The following is a 20,103-nucleotide window of genomic DNA, read 5'->3' as shown; positions in this document are numbered from 1 at the left end:
GATTGAAAATTTTATTCATAAAGCCGATCGGTTTCACAATCTGCGGATTTCACTGGCAGGAAGCGCGCGCTTTCCGTCACAATAGCGGCAGGGACAATCAGAAAGGTAACGTGATGAATAGCGGAAATTTGTTGTTGCGGCTGCGGCAGGAATTGGCAGGTTACAGCCCGACGCTGCAAAAACTCGGCACTTATGTCATCGAACACCCCGGCCAGGTGCTCTACTTCACGATTACCGAACTGGCGCGTGAAAGCGGCGCCAGCGAAGCCAGCATTACGCGGCTGTGCCGCCACGTCGGCTGCAAGGGCTATACCGAGTTTAAAATGGCCTTGGCGCTGTGCGTGCAGCAGGGAGCGGCGGCGGCCGACCCGGTGCGCAGCGGCAGTGAAACACTGGTGGAAGAGAGCGTCCAGGCGCTACGTGATACCGGCGCACTGCTCGACCGGCAGGCGCTGCAGCAGGCGGCGCAGGCGCTGCATCAGGCCCGCACGCTGCAGATTTACGGCGTGGCGGCCAGTGCCATCATCGGCGATTTTCTGCAGTATAAGCTGCTGCGCGCCGGTAAGCCGGCGCAGCTGTTCAGCGATATGCACCGCGCGGCCATGAACGCCGCCTCATTAACGGCCGGCGACGTGGCGATCGCCATCTCCAGTTCCGGCTCGACCAAGGATGTGCTGCATGCGGTCAGCCAGGCCCGGCAGCATCACGCGCAGGTGATTGTCATCAGCAACACCCAGCGCAGCCCGCTGGCCAAATTAGCGGACGTGCTGCTGGTGGCGGCCAGGCCCGAAGGGCCGCTGAACGCCGGCGCGCTGCCGGCCAAGGTCGGCGCGATGCTGCTGGTGGAACTGCTGGTGGCGGAAATGACGCAGCTTGACCCGGCTTATGGGCGGTCGGTTCAGGACACCGCCAGCGCCACCCTGCCGCTGCTGCTATAGAAAGCGGCCATAGACGACGTACCACGCCGCGCCGCACGCCGCCACATTGAGCAAGATGCTGACGATAAACCAGGTTTTAAACGGCTGTTTCTGCGTCTTGTGCCGGAACAGCCGCTGAGCGCACAGCGCCCCCGGCCAGCCGCCGATCGCCCCGAAGGTCAGCAGCGTGATTTCCGGCACCCGCTGCCAGGCCTTAATCGCCGCCAGCTTATCGGCGCCATACAGCACCAGCGTCAGCAGATTCAGCAGTAACAGCCCCGTCCACCCCGGATGCGGGAAAAATGCGCTCACCGCCAGGGTTAGCGCCAACACACCGTAACACACCACATTCAGCCGCATGATTCACTCCCGCCAAAGCAACGGCGCGTAGTGTGACGCCTGCGCCAGGGCGTTGCAAGTTGCCACTTGTCCACACAAAAAGTGTTTTTATAGCCCGATTTTGGCATGCTATAACCAACGGTATTCAGGATACCGTTCCCTACTTTTCACTGCATAAGGTCGTGCTGATGAGCCACCAACGCATTCTGGTCCTTGGCGCCAGCGGTTATATCGGACAAAACCTGATCCCCCACCTGACGGCGCAGGGGCATGAGGTTATCGCCGCCGCCCGCCGTCTCGAATGGCTGCAGGCGCAAAACTGGCCGCAGGTGCACTGCCAATATGTCGACGTCTACCAACCGGAAACGCTGCCGCCGGCGCTGTGGCGGATCGATACGCTGTATTATCTGATCCACGGCATGGCCGACGGCCGCGACTTTATTGAAAAAGAGCGCCAGGCGGCGCAGAACCTGCGCGACGCCCTGCGCCAGTCCGCGGTCAAGCAGGTAATCTTCCTGGGCGCGCTGCAGCCGCAGCATGACAGTTCGCCGCACCTGACCGCCCGCCGGCTTACCGGGGAAATTCTGCGTCAGAGCGGCGTGCCGGTCACCGAACTGCGCGCCGGCATTATCGTCGGGCCGGGTTCGGCGGCGTTCGAAGTGATGCGCGACATGGTCTACAACCTGCCGCTGCTGACGCCGCCGCGCTGGGTGCGTTCAAAATCCTCCCCGATCGCCCTGCCGAATCTGCTGACCTACCTGAGCGAACTGCTGCGGTACCCGGCCGACGATCATCGTATTTTTGACGCGGCGGGGCCGGAATACATCAGCTATCAGACCATGCTCACGCGCTTTATCGCCATCAGCGGCTACCGACGCTGGCTGATCCCCATTCCACTGCCGACACGCCTGATCTCGGTGTGGTTTATCAGCCTGATCACCTCGGTACCCACCCCGGTCGCCCGCGCGCTGATTCAGGGGCTAAAACACGATCTGCCCGCCGACGGCCGGCCGCTGCAGGCGCTGATCCCACAGCAGCTGCAATCCTTTGACGACGCGGTGACGGAGACCCTGCAGCGTGAAGCGGAGGTGACCGACAGTGCCGACTGGGGTTACGACCCGGCCGCGCGGGCGCGCTGGCGTCCCGGCTACGGCTTCTACCCGAAACAGGCCGGCCATACGCTGGAGACGCAGGCCTCGGCCGCCGCTCTGTGGCAGGTGGTGCAGCAGCTGGGCGGCAAAGAGGGGTACTTCTACGCCAACGCGCTCTGGCAGATCCGCGCGCACATGGACGACCTGCTCGGCAACGGCGTGGTGTATGGCCGCCCGCCGCGCCGCACGCTGCAGCTCGGCGATATGATTGACGGCTGGAAGGTGATCGCGCTGCGGCCCGAACGCCAGCTCTCACTGCTGTTCGGCATGAAGGCGCCCGGCCTCGGCCGGCTGACATTCACCATCCGCGATTACGGCAACCGCCGCACCCTCGACGTGCGCGCCTGGTGGCACCCGGCCGGTTTTAGCGGTTTGCTTTACTGGTTCGCCATGATGCCGGCCCACCTGTTTATTTTCCGCGGAATGGCCGCACGCATTGTCCGGTTGGCTGAGCAGGAAGACCACAATTTGCCGTAACGTTGTTCATTTGTCGATCGACCGCACAGTTTGCCGTGGTTGATCGTCCCTTTCCGATTGCATAGCGCCCCAAATCACGAAAGAATGGCATCTTATTTGCTGGGAAACGGCAATACGCCGCCAGCGCTTTGTTTTTTGGTGAGAAAGAGTCTGTTATGAAGGTATTGGTCACCGGTGCAAGCAGTGGATTAGGCCGTAACGCCGTTGAATATCTGCGTCGCCAGGGCATACAAGTATGCGCCACCGGCCACAACCGGGCCATGGGCCGCCTGTTGGAGAAAATGGGCGCCGAATTCATTCAGGCCGACCTCACCAACCTGGTTTCCTCGCAGGCGAAAGCGATGCTGGCGGACGTGGACGTGCTGTGGCACTGCTCCAGCTTCACCTCCCCTTGGGGCACCGAAGAGGCCTTTGAGCTGGCCAACGTGCGCGCCACCCGCCGCCTGGGCGAATGGGCGGCGGCCTACGGCGTCTCGCAGTTTATCCATATCTCTTCGCCGGCGATCTACTTCGACTACCACCACCACCGCAACGTGCCGGAAGACTTCCGCCCGGCGCGCTACGCCAATGAGTTCGCCCGCAGCAAGGCGGCCGGCGAGCAGGTTATCCAGCACCTCGCGCTGGCCAACCCGCAGACCCACTTCACCATCTTACGCCCTCAGGGGCTGTTCGGGCCGCACGACAACGTGATGCTGCCGCGCCTGCTGCATATGATCAAACACTACGGCAACCTGCTGCTGCCGCGCGGCGGCGCGGCGATGGTGGATATGACCTATCTGGAAAACGCGGTGCACGCCATGTGGCTGGCGACGATGAAGCAGGATACGCCGTCCGGCCGCGCCTATAACATCACCAACCAGCAGCCGCAGCCGCTGCGCAACGTGGTGCAGCTGCTGATTGATGAGCTGGGCATGAAGTGCCGCATCCGTTCCGTCCCCTACGCCATGCTCGACATGATGGCGCGCGGCATGGAAAAGCTAGGCAGCAAAAGTGAAAAAGAGCCGGTGCTCACCCACTACGGCGTGGCCAAACTCAACTTCGACCTGACGCTGGACATCAGCCGCGCCCAGCAGGAGCTGGACTACCGACCGGTGGTGTCGCTGGAAGAAGGCGTGATGCGCACCGCGCGCTGGCTGAAGGAACACGGCAAGCTGCACGGCTTATAAGCCGTAATATTTATGCAGCAGCGCATCGATAATCGCCTCGCTTTCGGCATCCGGTTCACCGCGGTAATCGGCGGGCCGGAAATGCATCTGAAATGCCGCCAGTACCCTTGTCTGTTGACGCTCGTCCCACTGCGGATCGATAGCGTAGCCATAGCGCGCCAGCTTCTCGAGCAGCGGCGCTAGCGCCACCGGCGCGTGGGGATCGCGCCCCGCCAGATAGCGCCGTACATCCTCCTTATCCGGCCAGGCGCCTATGCCGGCCTCCGCCAGCGTTTGCCAGGGAAATAGCGGGCCAGGGTCCTGCTTGCGCTGCGGCGCAATATCGCTGTGGCCGACAACGTCCACCGGCTGAATGCCGTAGCGGCGGATAATATCGCGGCTCAGGGGGATCAGCAGCGCAATCTGCTCGGCGCTGTATGGCTGCCAACGGGTGAACAGCATGCTGCGGCTAAAGCCGCGGTTGACGATCTCAATGCCGATCGAGGTGTCATTCAGCTGGCTGCGGCCGCGCCAGCTGCTGGCCCCGGCATGCCAGGCGCGCATCGCCTCCGGCACCAGCTGGTACGCCGTCGGCCTGGCGTGCGCACGCCGCGGCTGCGCCGGCAGCAGATAGTGGGCGCTGACGTGCTCGTCGGTCAGCGTCTTGAGCGACGTCTGAAAATCTTCCGCCGTATAGTGCATCACCAGAAAACGAATGCGCTGGTCGGCGCCCTGCGCCTGATGCAGCGTTTCCAGCTGATAGTCGCCGCGGTCGACGGTGGTGCCCGGCCCCGAAGCCTGGCAGCCCGCCAACAGCAGCGCGACGATCCCTGGCCATTTAGTCATGCTTCACTCCTTGTGGCACGCAAAACCCGGCGCGCATGCGCCGGGCCGGGCAAGCTTAACGGCTGATTTTTACCGCCGTGCCGCTGACGCTGACCATCAGCATGCTGCTGTCCTTGCCTACCGTTTCATAGTCGATATCCACGCCGACGATCGCATTGGCGCCCAGCTCGTGCGCCTGCTCCTCCAGCTCCTGAAACGCTATCTGGCGCGCCTTGCGCAGCTCTTTTTCATAGGCGCCGGAACGGCCGCCGACGATATCACGCACCCCGGCGAAAAAGTCACGGAAAATGTTGGCGCCTAAAATCGCCTCGCCGGTGACGACGCCGCAGTATTCGGTAATGGTGAACCCTTCCAGGGTCGGGGTAGTAGAAATTTGCATCAAAGACTCCTTGCTTGATTCATGGCCGTGCTCGCCAGGATAATAGGCGCTGTCTGCCGTTGCCGGGAAAAACCGGGATCGCCAGTGTAACCCACGCGGATACGGCTTCAAGCCTGCAAAAATATGACCGCTGATTTTACAGTATATTCTGAATGCGGATGGCACAGAGTACGAATGCAAGGCTGAAAAACGCATTTATACTGTAAGCTATCGTCTTCATGGTAGAGACTTTCACATAAGGTAGTGAGATGAAAACAAAAACGATTGCGGCTGTTTTACCTTTAGCGGCGCTGGCGCTGAGCGCCTGTACCACCGTTGAACCGGCCTACAAGGATATCGGCGCGCGCAGCGGCGCATGCATTGAAGGCGGCCCGGACAGCGTGGCGCAAAAATTTTACGACCTGCGTCTGGAGCAAGGCAGCACCACGCTGCCGGACAGCAACCGTCTGGCGCAGCTGCAGCCTTACCTGAGCCAGCCGCTGTATCAGGAACTGCTGAGCGCTAATCAGAAACCGCAGGCAAACGCGGCCGCGCTGTTTACCGGCAACGCCGAAGGCGCCACCAGCGCCAGCGTAGCCAGCGCCTCTTCCATCCCGAATACCGACGCCAAGAATATCCCGCTGCGCGTCCAACTGAGCGATAAAAAAGACGACAGCAGCGCCAAAGAGTGGCAAAACGAGGTGCTGATGGTGCGTGAAGGCACCTGCTGGGTGGTGGATGACATCCGCTACCTCAACGTGCCGCCGCACGCCGCCAGCGGCACGCTGCGTCAGGTGTTGGAAAACGACTGATCGTATCCCTGGCCGGCGCTGCACGGCGCCGGTCGTTTCCTTCCCGCCAACCTGCCTATTTCTTGAGCAAAAACATCAAATTCGCTAGCCACTTCACACACTGCGCGACAAACCTCCCCTTCGCGCCTGCACTGCGGTATGTTGTGCTATTCTTTTACTATCCTGCCGTACATTAATAAATTTTAACTCACAATGATTGCATAAGTATTCTGCGGAAGTTAACATTTGCGGCATCAATGTCTATTCAATTCCAGCGCATGAGTATTCAACTAAAAAATATAAATTGCTTCTATGGCGCACACCAGGCGCTGTTCGACATCACGCTGGATTGTCCAGCCGGGGAAACCTTAGTGCTGCTTGGCCCAAGCGGCGCGGGGAAAAGTTCATTGCTGCGGGTGTTGAACCTGTTGGAAATGCCGCGATCCGGCCAGTTGCAGATCGCCGGCAACCAGTTTGACTTTAAGCAAGGACCGGGTGAAAAAGCCATCCGCGAACTGCGCCAAAACGTCGGCATGGTATTCCAGCAGTACAACCTGTGGCCTCACCTGACCGTGGTGCAAAACCTGATTGAAGCGCCGTGCCGCGTGCTGGGCCTGAGCAAGACCCAGGCGATGGCGCGCGCCGACAAGCTGCTCCAGCGTCTACGCCTGACCGACTTTGCCGACCGTTTTCCGCTGCACCTGTCCGGCGGCCAACAACAGCGCGTCGCCATTGCACGCGCGCTGATGATGGAGCCGCAGGTGCTACTGTTCGATGAGCCGACCGCCGCGCTGGACCCGGAAATCACCGCGCAGATCGTCAGTATCATCCGCGAACTGGCCGGTACCGGCATTACGCAGGTGATCGTCACCCACGAGGTGGAAGTGGCGCGCAAGACCGCCAGCCGCGTGGTGTATATGGAAAACGGCCGCATTGTGGAACAGGGCGACGCCAGCCGCTTCGCGCAGCCGCAGACCGCCGAATTCGCCAGTTATTTATCACACTGATTTTTTTTCTACACCAGACCAGTTTTAGGGGAGTTTGCGATGAAAAAACTAATAATCGCCGCCGTATTGGCCGGCATCAGCGTTTCCGCCTCTGCCGCCGACAAGATTCGTTTCGCGACCGAAGCCTCCTACCCGCCGTTTGAGTTTATCGGCGCGGACAACAAGATTCAGGGCTTCGACGTCGATCTGGCCAACGCGCTGTGCAAAGAGATGCAGGCGGAATGCAGCTTCAGCAACCAGTCGTTCGACAGCCTGATCCCGGGCCTGAAGTTCAAACGCTTTGACGCGGTGATGGCCGGCATGGACATCACGCCGGAGCGTGAAAAACAGGTGCTGTTCAGCAAGCCTTACTACGACAACTCCGCCCTGTTTATCGCGCAGAAAGGCAAAGTAGCCGATATCGCGGCGCTGAAAGGCAAACGCGTCGGCGTGCAGAACGGCACCACGCACCAGAAGTACCTGACGGATCAGCACGCTGAAATCACCACCGTGCCGTACGACAGCTACCAGAATGCGGTGCTCGATCTGAAAAACGGCCGTATCGACGCCGTCTTCGGCGATACCGCGGTGGTTAACGAATGGCTGAAGCAAAACGCTCAGCTGGCCGCGGTGGGCGACAAGGTGACCGACAAGAACTATTTCGGCACCGGTCTGGGCATTGCCGTACGCCAGAAGAACAGCGATCTGCAGGGCAAGTTCAACGCCGCCTTGGACAAGATCAAACAGGATGGGACCTATGCAACCATCTACAAAAAATGGTTCCAGCAGTAATCTATCCCGATGAATGAAATTCAACCTTTAGCAACCGCCGCCGGGATGACCGTCGGCCTTGCCGTTTGCGCGCTGGCGCTCGGGCTGATCCTGGCGATGCTGTTCGCCGGCTGGGAGTCCGCGCGCTGGAAGCCGGTCAGCTGGCTCGGCACCGCCTGGGTCACGCTGCTGCGCGGCCTGCCGGAAATTCTGGTGGTGCTGTTTATCTACTTCGGCTCGTCACAGCTGCTGCTGACGCTGTCGGACGGCTTTGAGCTGAACTTCGGCCTGTTTACCGTGCCGGTGCAGGTCGACATTGAAAGCTTCGAAGTCAGCCCGTTCCTCTGCGGGGTCATCGCGCTGGCGCTGCTGTATTCGGCCTATGCGTCGCAGACGCTGCGCGGCGCGCTGAAAGCGGTGCCGCAGGGGCAGTGGGAATCCGGCCAGGCGCTCGGCCTCGGCAAGGCGGCCATCTTCTTCCGGCTGATTATGCCGCAGATGTGGCGCCATGCCCTGCCCGGCCTCGGCAACCAGTGGTTGGTGCTGCTGAAGGATACTGCGCTGGTATCCTTAATCAGCGTGAACGATCTGATGCTGCAGACCAAGAGCATCGCCACCCGCACGCAGGAGCCGTTCACCTGGTACGTGATCGCCGCCGCCATCTATCTGGTGGTGACCCTGCTGAGTCAGTTTATTCTTAAGCGGATCGAACTGCGCACCACACGTTTTGAGCGGGGGCCGGTCTGATGCTGGAATACTTACCGGAAATTATCAAGGGGCTGCATACCAGCCTGACGCTGACGCTGGCGGCGCTGCTGGTCGCCCTGGTGCTGTCGCTGATCCTGACGGCGATCCTGACGCTGAAAACCCCGCTGCTGTCGCCGCTGGTGAAAATCTACATTACGCTGTTCACCGGTACGCCGCTGCTGGTGCAGATCTTCCTGATCTATTACGGCCCCGGGCAGTTCCCGGCGATCCGCGACTATCCGTGGCTGTGGAACCTGCTGTCGCAGCCCTGGCTGTGCGCCATGATTGCGCTGGCGCTCAACAGCGCCGCCTACACCACGCAGCTGTTTTACGGCGCGGTGCGGGCCATTCCCGCCGGCCAGTGGCAGTCCTGCGAAGCGCTGGGCATGTCGCGTCGCCAGTCGATGCGCATTCTGCTGCCATTCGCCTTTAAGCGCGCCCTCTCCTCCTACTCCAACGAAGTGGTGCTGGTGTTTAAAAGCACCTCGCTGGCCTACACCATCACGCTGATGGAAGTCATGGGCTACAGCCAGCTGATGTACGGCCGTACCTATGACGTGATGGTGTTCGGCGCCGCCGGGCTGGTTTATCTGGTGGTCAACGGTCTGCTGACGCTGTTGATGCGCCTGGTTGAACGCCGCGCGCTGGCCTTTGAACGCCGTAACTGAGCCGCTTACCCAGCCCTGCCGCCGCGGCGGGGCTGTTTCTCCCGCCCCGCCAGAAATAATTTCTAATCATTTTTATTGCATATTAATTCACTCGGTGGCATGGTTATCGACAGCACCGTCAGCGACAACCTGCAGAATATTGTCAGCAAAATCAACCGATGGCGGCGATAACAACACGAATAGTCAGACAGGAGCTTCCGCATGAAAAAATTACTGCTCGCCGCCGCCGTGCTGGCCGGCGTGACCTTTAGCGCCCAGGCGGCCGACACCATCCGTTTCGCCTCTTCCGCCACCTATCCGCCGTTTGAATCGCTGGACGCCAATAACCAGATCGTCGGCTTTGATATCGACCTGGCGAAGGCGTTATGCAAGCAGATGCAGGCGGAATGCACCTTCACCAACCAGGCCTTCGACAGCCTGATCGCCGCGCTGAAGTTCAAAAAGTTCGATGCGGTGATTTCCGGGATGGACATCACGCCGGAGCGCAGCAAGCAGGTCAGCTTCACCCAGCCGTACTACGCCAACTCGGCGATTGTGATCGCGCAGAAAGGCAAATACGCCTCGCTGGCGGAGCTGAAGGGGAAAAAGGTCGGGATGGAAAACGGCACCACCCACCAGAAATATATGCAGGATAAACACCCGGAGATTAACACCGTCTCTTACGACAGCTACCAGAACGCCATTCTGGAGCTGAAAAACGGCCGTATTGACGGCGTCTTCGGCGATACCGCGGTAGTGAATGAGTGGCTGAAAAACAGCCCGCAGCTGGCGCCGGTCGGCGAGCATATCACCGATGCGCAATACTTCGGCACCGGCCTGGGGATTGCGGTGCGCCCGAATAACAAGGCGCTGCTGGACAAGCTGAACGCCGCGCTGACGGCCATCAAGGCCGACGGCACCTATCAGGCCATCAGCGACAAGTGGTTCCCGCAGTAAGCCATCAGCCCAGCCCGGTTCGCCGGGCTGATTACGTCTCCCGCACCAGCAGCGTCAGCACCTCATAGTGCGCGGTATGCGGGAACATATCGAACAGCTGCACCCGCTCAATCCGATACCCCGGCAGCAGCGCGATATCCTGCGCCATGCTTTGCGCATTGCAGCTGGAATAGAGCAGATAGTCCGGCGCCATCCGCTGCAGATAGTCGCACAGCGCCTGACCGATGCCGCGCCGCGGCGGGTTGACCACCACCAACTGCGGCACATCCCCTTCCGCCGTGGCGAAACGGGTGGAATCCAGCGCCTGAAACTCAACCCGCTGCAACCCCAGCGTCGTCGCCGACTGGCGCGCGCAGCGAATCGCCTCCGCGCTGATTTCAATCCCGGTCAGGCGCGTTTCCGGCCGGGCACAGTGCAGGCCAAAGCCGCCGACGCCGCAGAACAGATCCCACATGCTGTCGATATTCAGCTCACGCACCCAGTCGCGCGCCGCGGCATACAGCGCCGACGCCACCTGCGGATTGGTCTGGAAGAAGCCCTGCGGGCGGATATACAGCGGCACCTGGTTAAAGCGCTCCTCCAGCGCCTGCTGTTCGGTCAGGATAATTTCCTGCTCGCCCTCCATAATCGCCATATGCACCGGCTGAATATTCACGGAAATCACCTGCAGCTGCGGCAGCTGTTGCTGCAGCCACGGCAGCGCGGCGCGCAGCTGCGCCAGTTTGCTGTCCGAGCGCAGAACAAAACGCAGCATCACCCCGTCGTTGCTGGTGCTTTCCGTCAGCAACAGATACTTCAGCTCGCCGCGCTTGCGCGCCACGTTGTACGGCGTCAGCCCGGCGCGGGCGATAAAGGTTTTCAGTACGTTGAACATCGGCGCAAAGCTGGCGGGGTACAGCGGGCAGGCGCACAGATCGACCGGCGTGCCGTCGCGGTGCAGCATCCCCAACAGCGGGCGCTCCACGCTGCCGCTGACCACCATTTTCGCCTTGTTGCGGAATGCACTCAGCGCACCGGTCACCGGCGGCAGCCACTGCCCGACCTCACGTTCGGCCAGCAGGGCCTGCAGATGCTGCTGTTTATCAGCCAGCTGCTGCGGATAAGGCTTTTCCAGCCACTGACAGGAACGGCAACTGCCGGCCGTATACAACGCGCAATGCATAGGATAACCGTAGGGATCGACGAATAAAAAAATAAGGGCGCAGAGTTTAGCACCCTACGCCCTTATCCCCAACCTTCTTGACGCTATCGCCGCCGCCCTCAGTCGCGGGCAAAATAGCGGCGGCTGGCCGCCGGCAGAAACAGCAGGCCAAGAATCACCATATCGGGGATTTTTTCCAGAATCAGGGTATGCATAATCTGGGTGTTGGTTTCACCATCGACGGTAAACACTTTGGGAAACACGCTGCCGATGGTGGCCAACAGCAGATACCCCACCACCAGCGCCTGACAGAGCACATAGCCCCAGCGCCCGCCATTTTTACCGCGTATCACGGCAAAGCCGCAGTAGATCTGCAGGCAAAGCATGACGATGCCGGCCAGAAAGATCAGCGTCGAATCCCAGGCCTGCGCGCTGGTGCTGACAAACTCCTGCAGGCCGGACAGCCCCAACTCCCCCAACAACAGCAGGATGCTGATGCATTTAATCGCCACCATTGCCGTACCGGCGATCAATACCGCCACCGGAACATCCGTTTGCGCTCTCAGGGTTCCCTGCTTGCTTTTCAGCATCTCTGACATATCCGTATTCCGCGATGAAATATCAGTAATATTCGGTATAAGAGCCAGTTAAATCATTTGCAATGCCAATTACAAAAAATAGCAGGTTTGGCGCCGAACGGCTATGACAGGGCAGAGATAAACCGCACGACCAGGCTTGTAGCGACGGGCAGACAACGGAGAGGGGGCAACGCATCGCCGGGATGGACGATGCGTCGTTGCAAGACGGGATTAGTGCAGCATCGGCTGGCGCATGGCCGCTGCCGGATTTTCTTCTTCCTCGCCCTCGCCCATAAACAGCAGGTCGTTGGCACGCGCCTCGAGGATCACCATCGAGACCTGCTCTTCGCCCTGCTGCATAAAGTGCGCGAACTGTTCCAGCGTAATACCGACGGCAACGCTCAGCGACTGGCAGACGATCAGCTTGGGCAGATTGTCATCCTGAATATCCACAAACGCTTTGATGGTCAGCGAGCTGGCATTGATCTGGCTGAGGTCGGCAACCAGCGGGATCAGCGCGGTCGGCTTCACCTCCGCCAGGGCGGAGAACAGGATCACCCCGTCAACCAGGTCGATCTTGGCGTCGAAAATGCCGTCAAAGTTCTGCATATGCGGCAAATGCAGCGCCTGACAGGAGTCGCATTCAAAAAACGAAATGCCCAACTGGTCCAGCCAACGTCGTAATAACGCCAAATCGGGGACGATGAGTGAATCCATAGGGTACCAGCCTCACAATATTCAAAAACGCGAAAGGCGCATAGCTTACGGAATATTCATCCATGATGCCACGATCAATCAGGCTTAATTCAATAAAGGCGCGTTTCGCTATGTAAAAACGACGGGGAAATCACATTAACCCCTTATTTTTACTGGTTATTGCCGTCATTTCAGGGAAAATCCTGCACGCTGCTCCACATAGGCGATCATCATCTCGGCAATATCCAGGCCGGTAGCGGTCTCGATGCCTTCCAGCCCGGGCGAGGCGTTGACCTCCATCACCAGCGGCCCGCGCCCGGCGCGCAAAATATCAACACCGGCAATATCCAGCCCCAGCGCCGCCGTCGCCTTGATGGCCAACGTGCGCTCTTCATCGCTGATATGCGCCGCAGACGCCGTGCCGCCGCGGTGCAGGTTAGAGCGAAACTCCCCCGCCCTGGCCTGCCGCTCAATCGCCGCCACCACCTGGCCGCCAACCACCAGACAGCGAATATCGCGCCCCTGCGCCTCGCGCACGTACTCCTGCACCAGAACATGCGCCTTCAGCTCACGAAACGCATCGATCACGCTGGCCGCCGCCTGCCGCGTGTCCGCCAGCATCACGCCGATGCCCTGCCGGCCTTCCACCAGCTTCACCACCAGCGGCGCGCCGCCGACCAGCTCGATCAGCGCATCGGTATCATCCGGCGAGTGGGCAACGCCGGTTATCGGCAGAACGATGCCCTGCTGCGCCAGCAGCTGCAAGGATTGCAGTTTGTCGCGCGCCCGGAGAATCGCGGCGGCTTCATTCAGCGGATAGCTGCCAAGCAGTTCAAACTGCCGCAGCACGGCGGTGCCGTAATAGGTGATGACGGAGCCGATACGCGGGATCACCGCGTCATAGCGCGCCAACTGACGGCCGCGATAGTGAATGGCAGGCGCGGCCGGGTTGATATTTATCACGCAGGAGAGCGGATCGATCACCTCAATGCGGTGTCCGCGCCGTTCCGCCGCGGCACGCAGTCGCCGGCAGGAGTACAGCGCACCGTCATACGAAAGAATGACAATGTTCAATTTATCTCGTCACCCCGAATCGGCGCCGACGCTTAATCGCGCGGATCGCGTTTTTGTGGCTGTTGCGGCGGCTTGCGCCGATCGTTTTCCGGCGGCAGTCCGCCGCGCATCAGCGGGCTGAAGCCATGCGCCACGCGCCAGACCAGCAGGGCCGCCGCCGGCAGCATCAGCGCCACGCCGAGAAAAATCATCGCCACTGCCGCCGCCTGCGACGACAGCGCCCCCGGCAACTGAACATAGTCATGAATGCTCAGATAAGCCAGGATCAACATCACGATGCCCAGCCCTTCCAACACTAATATCGGGCGGGGCAATTCACCAAATGAACGCATGTTTTTTATCTCCAGACGTATTGCGCACAGTGTAGTGAATTCCCGCCGGCGAGGCCATCCGATAGGCGGCGTAAATCAGATTAACAGGCAAATCCTGCTTTTTTTTAGTCACGCCAACAGGCATAGTAGGCGCCATTACACCTGAGTAATGCGCTGACTGAGGTCTGTTTCTGACCGACAGGATGTCGTTGCAATAGCGGTAAATTCTTGAATAACAACGAGGAGTATCTCATGTTTGCAGTAATCTTCGGGCGTCCTGGCTGTCCTTATTGTGTCCGTGCGAAAGAGTTGGCGGAAAAACTGACTGAAGAACGTGACGATTTCAACTTCCGTTATGTTGATATCCACGCGGAAGGCATCACCAAAGCTGACCTGGAAAAAACCGTCGGCAAGCCGGTGGAAACCGTGCCGCAGATCTTCCTGGATCAACAGCACATCGGCGGCTGCACCGATTTTGAAGCCTACGCAAAAGAAAATCTGAACCTGTTCCAGTAACCGGTTCACACCCGATTAAGGCGCCTCAGGCGCCTTTTTTATTGCCGTGGGCTCGCTGCCGGGCAGACAGCATCCGGCGCAGGCTACGCAAAAAGAGAAACAGCAGCGCGCCACACAGGCACCAGAACACCGCGCTGGTGGCGTACGCCAGCTCCTGCCAGAACGACTGGGTCGACATCAGCCAGAAATGGCGCACCACCAGGCACAGCGGCAACGCGCACAGCGCGCCGAGTAACGGGCAGATAAGTCGTTTTTTGCTGGCAAGATAGCTGGCGATAAAGCCGGGAAGAGTAAACAGCAACAGGCCGGTTTCGCCATGCTGCGGATGATTCAGCGAATTATTCTGACCAAGAAAGATCAGGCAGAACAGCAGAAAACAGCTGCTGAAACCGCCCCAATACCGATAGCTTACCATTCTGCTTCTCCCAGAAATGCAACAACGGACGCCGCGTAACCACGGCGCGCACGAACCGCGTCGGCCTGAGCCGACAAATTTTCCTTGGTAAAAAGAGAGTTAAATGCAAAAGGCGGCGCTCATTTTCAGCTTAATGCTGGCTGTCCTGCGTCAGAGAGACTAGAATAATGCCGCTGGTCGAGGAAGCGATTGCGCCTTTCGCGGGTTGGCTATGGGTATCGTTTTTATCCAACTATTTATATGGCTGAATTTATCCTGTATAGCCAGCCATATCAAGCACTTACTGGTAAACAATAAGTTACATCCTGTGAACATAAACGTCGCTAGTTTGTTAAACGGCAACTACATCCTGTTGCTGTTTGTGGTACTCGCCCTGGGGCTCTGCCTCGGAAAACTTCGCCTTGGCTCCGTGCAACTCGGTAGTTCTATTGGCGTTTTAGTCGTCTCCCTGCTGCTTGGCCAGCACAACTTCGCCATTAACACCGAAGCACTCAGCCTGGGCTTTATGCTGTTTATCTTCTGCGTCGGCGTCGAAGCCGGGCCGAACTTTTTCTCGATCTTTTTCCGCGACGGTAAAAATTACCTGATGCTGGCGCTGGTGATGGTCAGTTCCGCGATGGTGATGGCCGTCGGCCTCGGCAAGCTGTTCCACTGGGACATCGGCCTGACCGCCGGCATGCTGGCCGGCTCCATGACCTCGACGCCGGTTCTGGTCGGCGCCGGCGATACGCTGCGCAATACCATTACCAACGGGCCGGCGCTGCTGTCCGCCCAGGACCACCTCAGCCTGGGCTATGCGCTGACCTACCTGATCGGTCTGGTCAGCCTGATTTTCGGCGCACGCTATCTGCCCAAGCTACAGCATCAGGATTTACCGACCTCGGCGCAGCAAATCGCCCGCGAGCGCGGCCTGGATACCGACAGCCAGCGTAAGGTCTACCTGCCGGTGATCCGCGCCTACCGCGTCGGCCCGGAGCTGGTAGCCTGGGCCGACGGCAAAAATCTGCGCGAGCTGGGCATTTACCGCCAGACCGGCTGCTATATCGAACGCATCCGCCGCAACGGCATTCTGGCCAACCCGGACGGCGACGCCGTGCTGCAGGTTGGCGACGAGATCTCGCTGGTGGGCTATCCGGACGCCCATGCGCGCCTCGACCCGAGCTTCCGCAACGGTAAGGAAGTGTTCGACCGCGACCTGCTCGATATGCGCATCGTCACCGAAGAGATCGTGGTAAAAAACAGCAACGCGGTCGGCAAGCGTTTAAGCCAGCTGAAGCTGACAGACCACGGCTGCTTCCTCAACCGGGTGATCCGCAGCCAGATTGAAATGCCGATTGATGACAGCATCGTACTGAACAAAGGCGACGTGCTGCAGGTCAGCGGCGACGCGCGCCGGGTGAAGAGCGTGGCGGAGAAGATCGGCTTTATCTCCATCCACAGCCAGGTGACCGACCTGCTGGCTTTCTGCGCCTTCTTTATCATCGGCCTGCTGATTGGCCAGATCACCATCCAGTTCAGCAACTTCTCGTTCGGCATCGGCAACGCCGCCGGGCTGCTGATGTCAGGCATTATGCTCGGCTTCCTGCGTGCCAACCACCCAACCTTCGGCTATATCCCGCAGGGGGCGCTGAATATGGTGAAAGAGTTCGGCCTGATGGTGTTTATGGCCGGCGTCGGCCTGAGCGCCGGTGCCGGCATCAGCCACAGCCTGGGCGCCGTCGGCTGGCAGATGCTGGTCGCCGGGCTGATCGTCAGCCTGGTGCCGGTAGTGATCTGCTTCCTGTTCGGCGCTTATGTGCTGCGCATGAACCGCGCCCTGTTGTTCGGCGCAATTATGGGCGCGCGTACCTGCGCCCCGGCGATGGACATCATCAGCGACACCGCCCGCAGCAACATCCCCGCCCTTGGCTACGCCGGCACCTACGCTATCGCTAACGTATTGTTAACGCTGGCAGGTTCGCTGATTGTGGTGCTGTGGCCGGGCATACTGGGCTGACGACGCGGACGCGGAGAAAATTTAGCGGCGAAATATTTTTGAAATTTTTATCATCCGGCAGAACTTTTCGATCGGGTGGTAGTCTTAATTAGTGCCACTGCTTTTCTTTGATGTCCCCATTTTGTGGAGCCCGATAATCCCGCCTTTTCAGGTTCAAGATTATCGGGTTTTTTGTTGCCTGTGAAAAATACACTTTTAATACAATGCACTAGCGACACTAACATCCCCCAGTGACGGCAGCCATTTTGCAGGTACAAAAAAACCTGCTTTCGCAGGCCTCTTGTCAGATGCGGTGTAGCAATATCAACGTTGCCCGGCAACACAATCTGCCGTTGGGTAGTCTAGAGTAATGCGCTTCCGACAGTAGCCATGACCACTTTGGTGTAGCCGGTGATAGCCTTAACCGCCCGCACATAGGCCGTTTTAATGCCGCTGACGACAGTGTCCGTTGGCCGGTGACCCCGACACCGCCCCATCTCTATCCGGAAGAGCAATATAACCATGCCTATAATACCAACGAGATACAGTAAGAAAGACTGAACATCCTGCTGAATCCCATGAGTGCCTGCTTCAAACGGGCACATTTTCTATCATCCGCGGATTTCCGGGATCAATGCCATTAAAAACTCAGTGAGGGTATCACAGCTAATAAATAAATTATCATACTGAAAGCGGTCTCTGGACTCCCACTTATTAGTACGCACGTCATAGGTGTAAATATCCAGCGACGAACCGCCAAAAATAATACAATATTGATAGTCGTCAAATGTTAATGCAGGGGAATTTTTGGCGATCTCAGTGTTTTTTCGATTGTAATCTAGAATGACTCTTCCATGTTCAAAATGACTTTTGATTCCCAATATGCAAAAACCATCAATATCAAAACCATCTAATAACTCAACAAACTCTCTATACTGCCGCCAAAATCCTTTAGGGGCCACCTGTATTTCACCTTCAAAATCATAACCATAAAGTGAAGTATCAAAATCAACACCACAAGGCAGCTCTTCCTCATACTGTGAGGCAAGGATTTTAATTTCATCAACAATATCTTTCATAATCATCATTGCAATCCTTATGGGTAGATATTACCTTTTGGCATAGGCCATAAGACTTCTTTTGTTTCACCAACACTCATATTCTTGGTGATTTTATTTTTCATGTTAGTGAAAATAAGATGTTCCGCGTCTCTATTTATTAGTACTAAATTGTTAAAGTCATTAGTGCCACTATCATCTAGAGGTAATTTATGATGCACATCCCACAGCTTATTAGGGCGCTTGCCGCTGGCTAGATTCGCCAGCTCTTCAGCATTAAAGCGTTTTTTCACCTTGGGATCGTTGATTATCGATTGTAAATATTGCGATTTTACACTACGAAACTGGCTTCGTAACGCTGAAAGTTCAGCTCTATCACGGCGGGCATAAGATATTTTGGCAACTTCAATATTGTCGAGAAGATATTTCTCACCTCTCACTTTACCCAAATATTTGTTCAGCTCTTCCAGTTCAGCCGTGGATAGACGCCCGGCGATCGATGCCCGTCCCGCCATCAGCACAGAGGAAAGAGCTACCAGCGATCCGGCGGTTTGCTCATTCAGTACTTGGCCAAAACCCTCAGCAGCTCCGCCACCTAATTTCTTGGCTGTATCCGCAAACATCTCAGGGTTCTGGTTATAAATACCTCCCGCGGCCAGCAACCGCCCAACGGCTTTACTGTTCAGCATGCTAAGCTGCTTTTTTGCTGCTTTTTTGCTGCTTGAGCGTGCTGGGGTGGTGTGTAATATTCTGCAGGCTTTGACGTTGGCAAAGGTCGCGAATGTTCCCCCCTGCGCCTTATCGCCTGCTCGTAGTAGTCAATGATGCGGTTGCTACCGTTCAACGCAAAAAAGTTAAATTCACCACTGCTCACCAAACGGCCAGCTCTATTGATATAAAAAGAAAAACGGGTGCTGCTCCACATTTCGTCATCATCAATGTAAACAACATTGCCGCATTCTATATCGCCCTTTAACTTGCGGGCGTAGCGACCAGTATCATTCACCACACGATTATCCCATCGCGAACATAGCTGTATATCATCACCGAACATATTAAACCCGAAGGAGCAGCCAGTATCTAACACATAATTTTGGCATACCTCGCGCCATGCATTATAGGGGCTGATGATCCTGTCATAGCGTTCTGGCGGTAGCTCATCATAAAACAGGTGATACAGATTACCGGGTAATTTTTTCACGGTATACGCAACTCCTTTGCGTTAAAAAACACCATTTCCGTAACATAGCTAACCCTGATAGCAGTTTCAATCCATTGCCACCAACCAAACAATGTCGATCACATATACGGTAACCTTAACGACTCTTTGAACGCATTCGGAGCGCCAGAGCGGTGAGACGCCGGGCAAGAAATACGCTGGTAGTTATCAGCGCGACAATCACCACCAACGACGGTACAAAGAAGCTCAGCGCATGCTGTGTCACAGATAATCCCGGCACAGCATGTAGAAAGGGCAGCAGGTTAAAAGCAAAAGCAATCAGGAATAGCGGAAACAACGTCGCCACCGGGAAAGCATTTTGCCTGGTAAGCTCACTGGAAGGTCGGGAAAATATCGCTCCAGTTCAGGGGGGAGCGATGCAACAGGCTGGCGTCCGCACGTGCGATGACGCTTTCGCTCTCTCGCCCAGGCAGCAGAAGATCGTAAAAGTGACGGCCGGCTAACCGGGGAAAAACGCGAACAAAAAACATAATACGGCAACCAGTATGATGATACTGAAGATCAGCCCGGCGCCGAACAATATCGCATGGAAGACAAGCGTCCCTCCGCCAAAAAACAGCGCTCCGCCAACCCCCCAGCCGTTCTCCTTGCGTATCCCTCCGATAAATGCGAGCACCAACGCAACGATCGCCAGACCAATGGTCGCGCTATTCAGTATGTTATCGACATCGATAGCACGTTTCTCTGTCACCGGCGGTTCCTGACCTTTCAGGCCGGCTAAAATGCCGTTTTTGATAGATGACACTTTCTCCGCAACGCTGACTTCCAGAGGCGGCTTGCTTGCTAACGGATAAAAGTTGAAATGAAACAGGCTGATAAGCAAGGCCAACGCACCAAGCAACATGCCATATAGGCTGATTTGATATTTATGTGTTTTGCTCATGCCACATACCATTTTTTATGTTTTATTAAGATGCGCACCAATGCGCGATCGGCCTGTACCAGATAGTTTCGACGGTACAATAGC

The 20,103-nt window shown here is 57.6% G+C and carries 24 protein-coding genes; 11 read left to right on the top strand and 13 right to left on the bottom strand.

Going from position 1 to position 20,103, the window contains the following annotated elements; genetic code table 11:
• The first annotated feature begins 110 nt into the window (after nucleotides 1-110).
• The gene (locus tag D781_RS07585) at nucleotides 111-938 is read left to right on the top strand and encodes a MurR/RpiR family transcriptional regulator (RefSeq protein ID WP_041412041.1); all 828 of its coding nucleotides are present in this window, start codon (nucleotides 111-113) and stop codon (nucleotides 936-938) included.
• Here D781_RS07585 and D781_RS07580 read toward each other — a convergent pair.
• Nucleotides 933-1,277 (bottom strand): DUF1294 domain-containing protein, encoded by a 345-nt coding sequence (locus D781_RS07580; protein WP_015671723.1) that lies wholly within the window; start codon nucleotides 1,275-1,277, stop codon nucleotides 933-935. The genes D781_RS07585 and D781_RS07580 overlap by 6 nt on opposite strands.
• 167 nt (nucleotides 1,278-1,444) lie before the next feature.
• Between D781_RS07580 and D781_RS07575 the strand changes: the two genes are divergently transcribed.
• Entirely contained in the window at nucleotides 1,445-2,884 is a 1,440-nt protein-coding gene (locus tag D781_RS07575; RefSeq protein ID WP_015671722.1) for a DUF2867 domain-containing protein, read from the top strand.
• Between the two features lie 155 nt (nucleotides 2,885-3,039).
• Nucleotides 3,040-4,050 carry an NAD(P)-dependent oxidoreductase gene (locus D781_RS07570; protein WP_015671721.1) on the top strand — a complete coding sequence of 337 codons (1,011 nt, stop codon included), beginning with the start codon at nucleotides 3,040-3,042 and terminating at the stop codon, nucleotides 4,048-4,050.
• Here the strand turns inward: D781_RS07570 and D781_RS07565 are convergent.
• Nucleotides 4,045-4,875, bottom strand: a complete 831-nt coding sequence (locus tag D781_RS07565; protein ID WP_015671720.1) for an N-acetylmuramoyl-L-alanine amidase — start codon at nucleotides 4,873-4,875, stop codon at nucleotides 4,045-4,047. The two genes, D781_RS07570 and D781_RS07565, sit on opposite strands and share 6 nt — an antisense overlap.
• A 55-nt stretch (nucleotides 4,876-4,930) precedes the next feature.
• The gene (locus D781_RS07560; protein WP_015671719.1) at nucleotides 4,931-5,254 is read right to left on the bottom strand and encodes a heavy metal-binding domain-containing protein; all 324 of its coding nucleotides are present in this window, start codon (nucleotides 5,252-5,254) and stop codon (nucleotides 4,931-4,933) included.
• Nucleotides 5,255-5,502: 248 nt separating this feature from the next.
• Here D781_RS07560 and D781_RS07555 point away from each other — a divergent pair, with 248 nt between their 5' ends.
• From D781_RS07555 to D781_RS07530, 6 genes are all read left to right on the top strand, one after another.
• Complete coding sequence (locus tag D781_RS07555) at nucleotides 5,503-6,045, top strand: lipoprotein (RefSeq protein ID WP_015671718.1); 543 nt, start codon at nucleotides 5,503-5,505, stop codon at nucleotides 6,043-6,045.
• Nucleotides 6,046-6,302: 257 nt separating this feature from the next.
• On the top strand, nucleotides 6,303-7,031 hold the full coding sequence (gene artP, locus D781_RS07550; protein WP_051032619.1) for an arginine ABC transporter ATP-binding protein ArtP: 729 nt from the start codon (nucleotides 6,303-6,305) through the stop codon (nucleotides 7,029-7,031).
• A 39-nt stretch (nucleotides 7,032-7,070) separates the two neighbouring features.
• Complete coding sequence (gene artJ, locus D781_RS07545; protein WP_015671716.1) at nucleotides 7,071-7,802, top strand: arginine ABC transporter substrate-binding protein; 732 nt, start codon at nucleotides 7,071-7,073, stop codon at nucleotides 7,800-7,802.
• A gap of 9 nt (nucleotides 7,803-7,811) precedes the next feature.
• Nucleotides 7,812-8,528 (top strand): arginine ABC transporter permease ArtQ, encoded by a 717-nt coding sequence (gene artQ, locus D781_RS07540; RefSeq protein WP_015671715.1) that lies wholly within the window; start codon nucleotides 7,812-7,814, stop codon nucleotides 8,526-8,528.
• Nucleotides 8,528-9,196, top strand: a complete 669-nt coding sequence (gene artM, locus D781_RS07535) for an arginine ABC transporter permease ArtM (RefSeq protein ID WP_015671714.1) — start codon at nucleotides 8,528-8,530, stop codon at nucleotides 9,194-9,196. The genes artQ and artM overlap by 1 nt, the downstream gene beginning before the upstream one ends.
• Before the next feature lie 201 nt (nucleotides 9,197-9,397).
• A complete protein-coding gene (locus D781_RS07530; protein WP_015671713.1) occupies nucleotides 9,398-10,132 on the top strand; it encodes an arginine ABC transporter substrate-binding protein in 735 nt (244 codons plus the stop codon).
• 31 nt (nucleotides 10,133-10,163) lie between these two features.
• Here D781_RS07530 and rlmC read toward each other — a convergent pair whose 3' ends face one another.
• From rlmC to D781_RS07505, 5 genes are all read right to left on the bottom strand, one after another.
• Entirely contained in the window at nucleotides 10,164-11,294 is a 1,131-nt protein-coding gene (gene rlmC, locus D781_RS07525) for a 23S rRNA (uracil(747)-C(5))-methyltransferase RlmC (protein WP_015671712.1), read from the bottom strand.
• 98 nt (nucleotides 11,295-11,392) lie between these two features.
• Nucleotides 11,393-11,872: a YbjO family protein gene (locus tag D781_RS07520; RefSeq protein ID WP_015671711.1), complete on the bottom strand. Its 480-nt coding sequence runs from the start codon at nucleotides 11,870-11,872 to the stop codon at nucleotides 11,393-11,395.
• A gap of 210 nt (nucleotides 11,873-12,082) precedes the next feature.
• Nucleotides 12,083-12,568 carry a YbjN domain-containing protein gene (locus D781_RS07515; RefSeq protein WP_015671710.1) on the bottom strand — a complete coding sequence of 162 codons (486 nt, stop codon included), beginning with the start codon at nucleotides 12,566-12,568 and terminating at the stop codon, nucleotides 12,083-12,085.
• A gap of 165 nt (nucleotides 12,569-12,733) precedes the next feature.
• Complete coding sequence (gene rimK / locus D781_RS07510; RefSeq protein ID WP_015671709.1) at nucleotides 12,734-13,621, bottom strand: 30S ribosomal protein S6--L-glutamate ligase; 888 nt, start codon at nucleotides 13,619-13,621, stop codon at nucleotides 12,734-12,736.
• 32 nt (nucleotides 13,622-13,653) lie between these two features.
• Entirely contained in the window at nucleotides 13,654-13,953 is a 300-nt protein-coding gene (locus D781_RS07505; protein WP_015671708.1) for a YbjC family protein, read from the bottom strand.
• 231 nt (nucleotides 13,954-14,184) lie between these two features.
• On the opposite strand from D781_RS07505, the gene D781_RS07500 reads away from it, so the two are divergent.
• A complete protein-coding gene (locus D781_RS07500) occupies nucleotides 14,185-14,448 on the top strand; it encodes a GrxA family glutaredoxin (protein ID WP_004965081.1) in 264 nt (87 codons plus the stop codon).
• A 25-nt stretch (nucleotides 14,449-14,473) separates the two neighbouring features.
• On the opposite strand, the gene ybjM is transcribed toward D781_RS07500, so the two are convergent.
• A complete protein-coding gene (ybjM, locus tag D781_RS07495) occupies nucleotides 14,474-14,863 on the bottom strand; it encodes an inner membrane protein YbjM (protein WP_015671707.1) in 390 nt (129 codons plus the stop codon).
• A gap of 307 nt (nucleotides 14,864-15,170) precedes the next feature.
• On the opposite strand from ybjM, the gene D781_RS07490 reads away from it, so the two are divergent.
• Entirely contained in the window at nucleotides 15,171-16,859 is a 1,689-nt protein-coding gene (locus D781_RS07490; RefSeq protein WP_054307822.1) for an aspartate:alanine antiporter, read from the top strand.
• Between the two features lie 590 nt (nucleotides 16,860-17,449).
• Here the strand turns inward: D781_RS07490 and D781_RS07480 are convergent.
• The 4 genes from D781_RS07480 to D781_RS07470 all read right to left on the bottom strand — a co-directional run bounded on the left by D781_RS07480 (nucleotide 17,450) and on the right by D781_RS07470 (nucleotide 20,019).
• Nucleotides 17,450-17,926 carry a YrhA family protein gene (locus tag D781_RS07480; RefSeq protein WP_015671705.1) on the bottom strand — a complete coding sequence of 159 codons (477 nt, stop codon included), beginning with the start codon at nucleotides 17,924-17,926 and terminating at the stop codon, nucleotides 17,450-17,452.
• Between the two features lie 8 nt (nucleotides 17,927-17,934).
• Nucleotides 17,935-18,585: an HNH endonuclease signature motif containing protein gene (locus D781_RS07475; RefSeq protein WP_041411755.1), complete on the bottom strand. Its 651-nt coding sequence runs from the start codon at nucleotides 18,583-18,585 to the stop codon at nucleotides 17,935-17,937.
• Nucleotides 18,579-19,097 (bottom strand): hypothetical protein, encoded by a 519-nt coding sequence (locus tag D781_RS23590; protein ID WP_124014436.1) that lies wholly within the window; start codon nucleotides 19,095-19,097, stop codon nucleotides 18,579-18,581. Before D781_RS23590 ends, D781_RS07475 begins: the two co-directional genes overlap by 7 nt.
• Nucleotides 19,098-19,575: 478 nt before the next feature.
• A complete protein-coding gene (locus tag D781_RS07470; RefSeq protein WP_015671704.1) occupies nucleotides 19,576-20,019 on the bottom strand; it encodes a hypothetical protein in 444 nt (147 codons plus the stop codon).
• Nucleotides 20,020-20,103 lie beyond the last annotated feature (84 nt).

Origin of the sequence: Serratia sp. FGI94, assembly GCF_000330865.1 — a bacterium.
Lineage (GTDB): Bacteria > Pseudomonadota > Gammaproteobacteria > Enterobacterales > Enterobacteriaceae > Serratia_B > Serratia_B rubidaea.
This window is presented reverse-complemented; position numbering and strand designations above follow the sequence as displayed.

Bases quoted from the DNA above. Each gene is read 5' to 3' on its own strand.
- D781_RS07580 (WP_015671723.1), bottom strand. From the start codon at position 1,277: ATGCGGCTGAATGTGGTGTGTTACGGTGTGTTGGCGCTAACCCTGGCG.
- D781_RS07575 (WP_015671722.1), top strand. From the start codon at position 1,445: ATGAGCCACCAACGCATTCTGGTCCTTGGCGCCAGCGGTTATATCGGA.
- D781_RS07570 (WP_015671721.1), top strand. From the start codon at position 3,040: ATGAAGGTATTGGTCACCGGTGCAAGCAGTGGATTAGGCCGTAACGCC.
- D781_RS07565 (WP_015671720.1), bottom strand. From the start codon at position 4,875: ATGACTAAATGGCCAGGGATCGTCGCGCTGCTGTTGGCGGGCTGCCAG.
- D781_RS07560 (WP_015671719.1), bottom strand. From the start codon at position 5,254: ATGCAAATTTCTACTACCCCGACCCTGGAAGGGTTCACCATTACCGAA.
- D781_RS07555 (WP_015671718.1), top strand. From the start codon at position 5,503: ATGAAAACAAAAACGATTGCGGCTGTTTTACCTTTAGCGGCGCTGGCG.
- artP (WP_051032619.1), top strand. From the start codon at position 6,303: ATGAGTATTCAACTAAAAAATATAAATTGCTTCTATGGCGCACACCAG.
- artJ (WP_015671716.1), top strand. From the start codon at position 7,071: ATGAAAAAACTAATAATCGCCGCCGTATTGGCCGGCATCAGCGTTTCC.
- artQ (WP_015671715.1), top strand. From the start codon at position 7,812: ATGAATGAAATTCAACCTTTAGCAACCGCCGCCGGGATGACCGTCGGC.
- artM (WP_015671714.1), top strand. From the start codon at position 8,528: ATGCTGGAATACTTACCGGAAATTATCAAGGGGCTGCATACCAGCCTG.
- D781_RS07530 (WP_015671713.1), top strand. From the start codon at position 9,398: ATGAAAAAATTACTGCTCGCCGCCGCCGTGCTGGCCGGCGTGACCTTT.
- rlmC (WP_015671712.1), bottom strand. From the start codon at position 11,294: ATGCATTGCGCGTTGTATACGGCCGGCAGTTGCCGTTCCTGTCAGTGG.
- D781_RS07520 (WP_015671711.1), bottom strand. From the start codon at position 11,872: ATGTCAGAGATGCTGAAAAGCAAGCAGGGAACCCTGAGAGCGCAAACG.
- D781_RS07515 (WP_015671710.1), bottom strand. From the start codon at position 12,568: ATGGATTCACTCATCGTCCCCGATTTGGCGTTATTACGACGTTGGCTG.
- D781_RS07505 (WP_015671708.1), bottom strand. From the start codon at position 13,953: ATGCGTTCATTTGGTGAATTGCCCCGCCCGATATTAGTGTTGGAAGGG.
- D781_RS07500 (WP_004965081.1), top strand. From the start codon at position 14,185: ATGTTTGCAGTAATCTTCGGGCGTCCTGGCTGTCCTTATTGTGTCCGT.
- ybjM (WP_015671707.1), bottom strand. From the start codon at position 14,863: ATGGTAAGCTATCGGTATTGGGGCGGTTTCAGCAGCTGTTTTCTGCTG.
- D781_RS07480 (WP_015671705.1), bottom strand. From the start codon at position 17,926: ATGATGATTATGAAAGATATTGTTGATGAAATTAAAATCCTTGCCTCA.
- D781_RS07475 (WP_041411755.1), bottom strand. From the start codon at position 18,585: ATGCTGAACAGTAAAGCCGTTGGGCGGTTGCTGGCCGCGGGAGGTATT.
- D781_RS07470 (WP_015671704.1), bottom strand. From the start codon at position 20,019: ATGAGCAAAACACATAAATATCAAATCAGCCTATATGGCATGTTGCTT.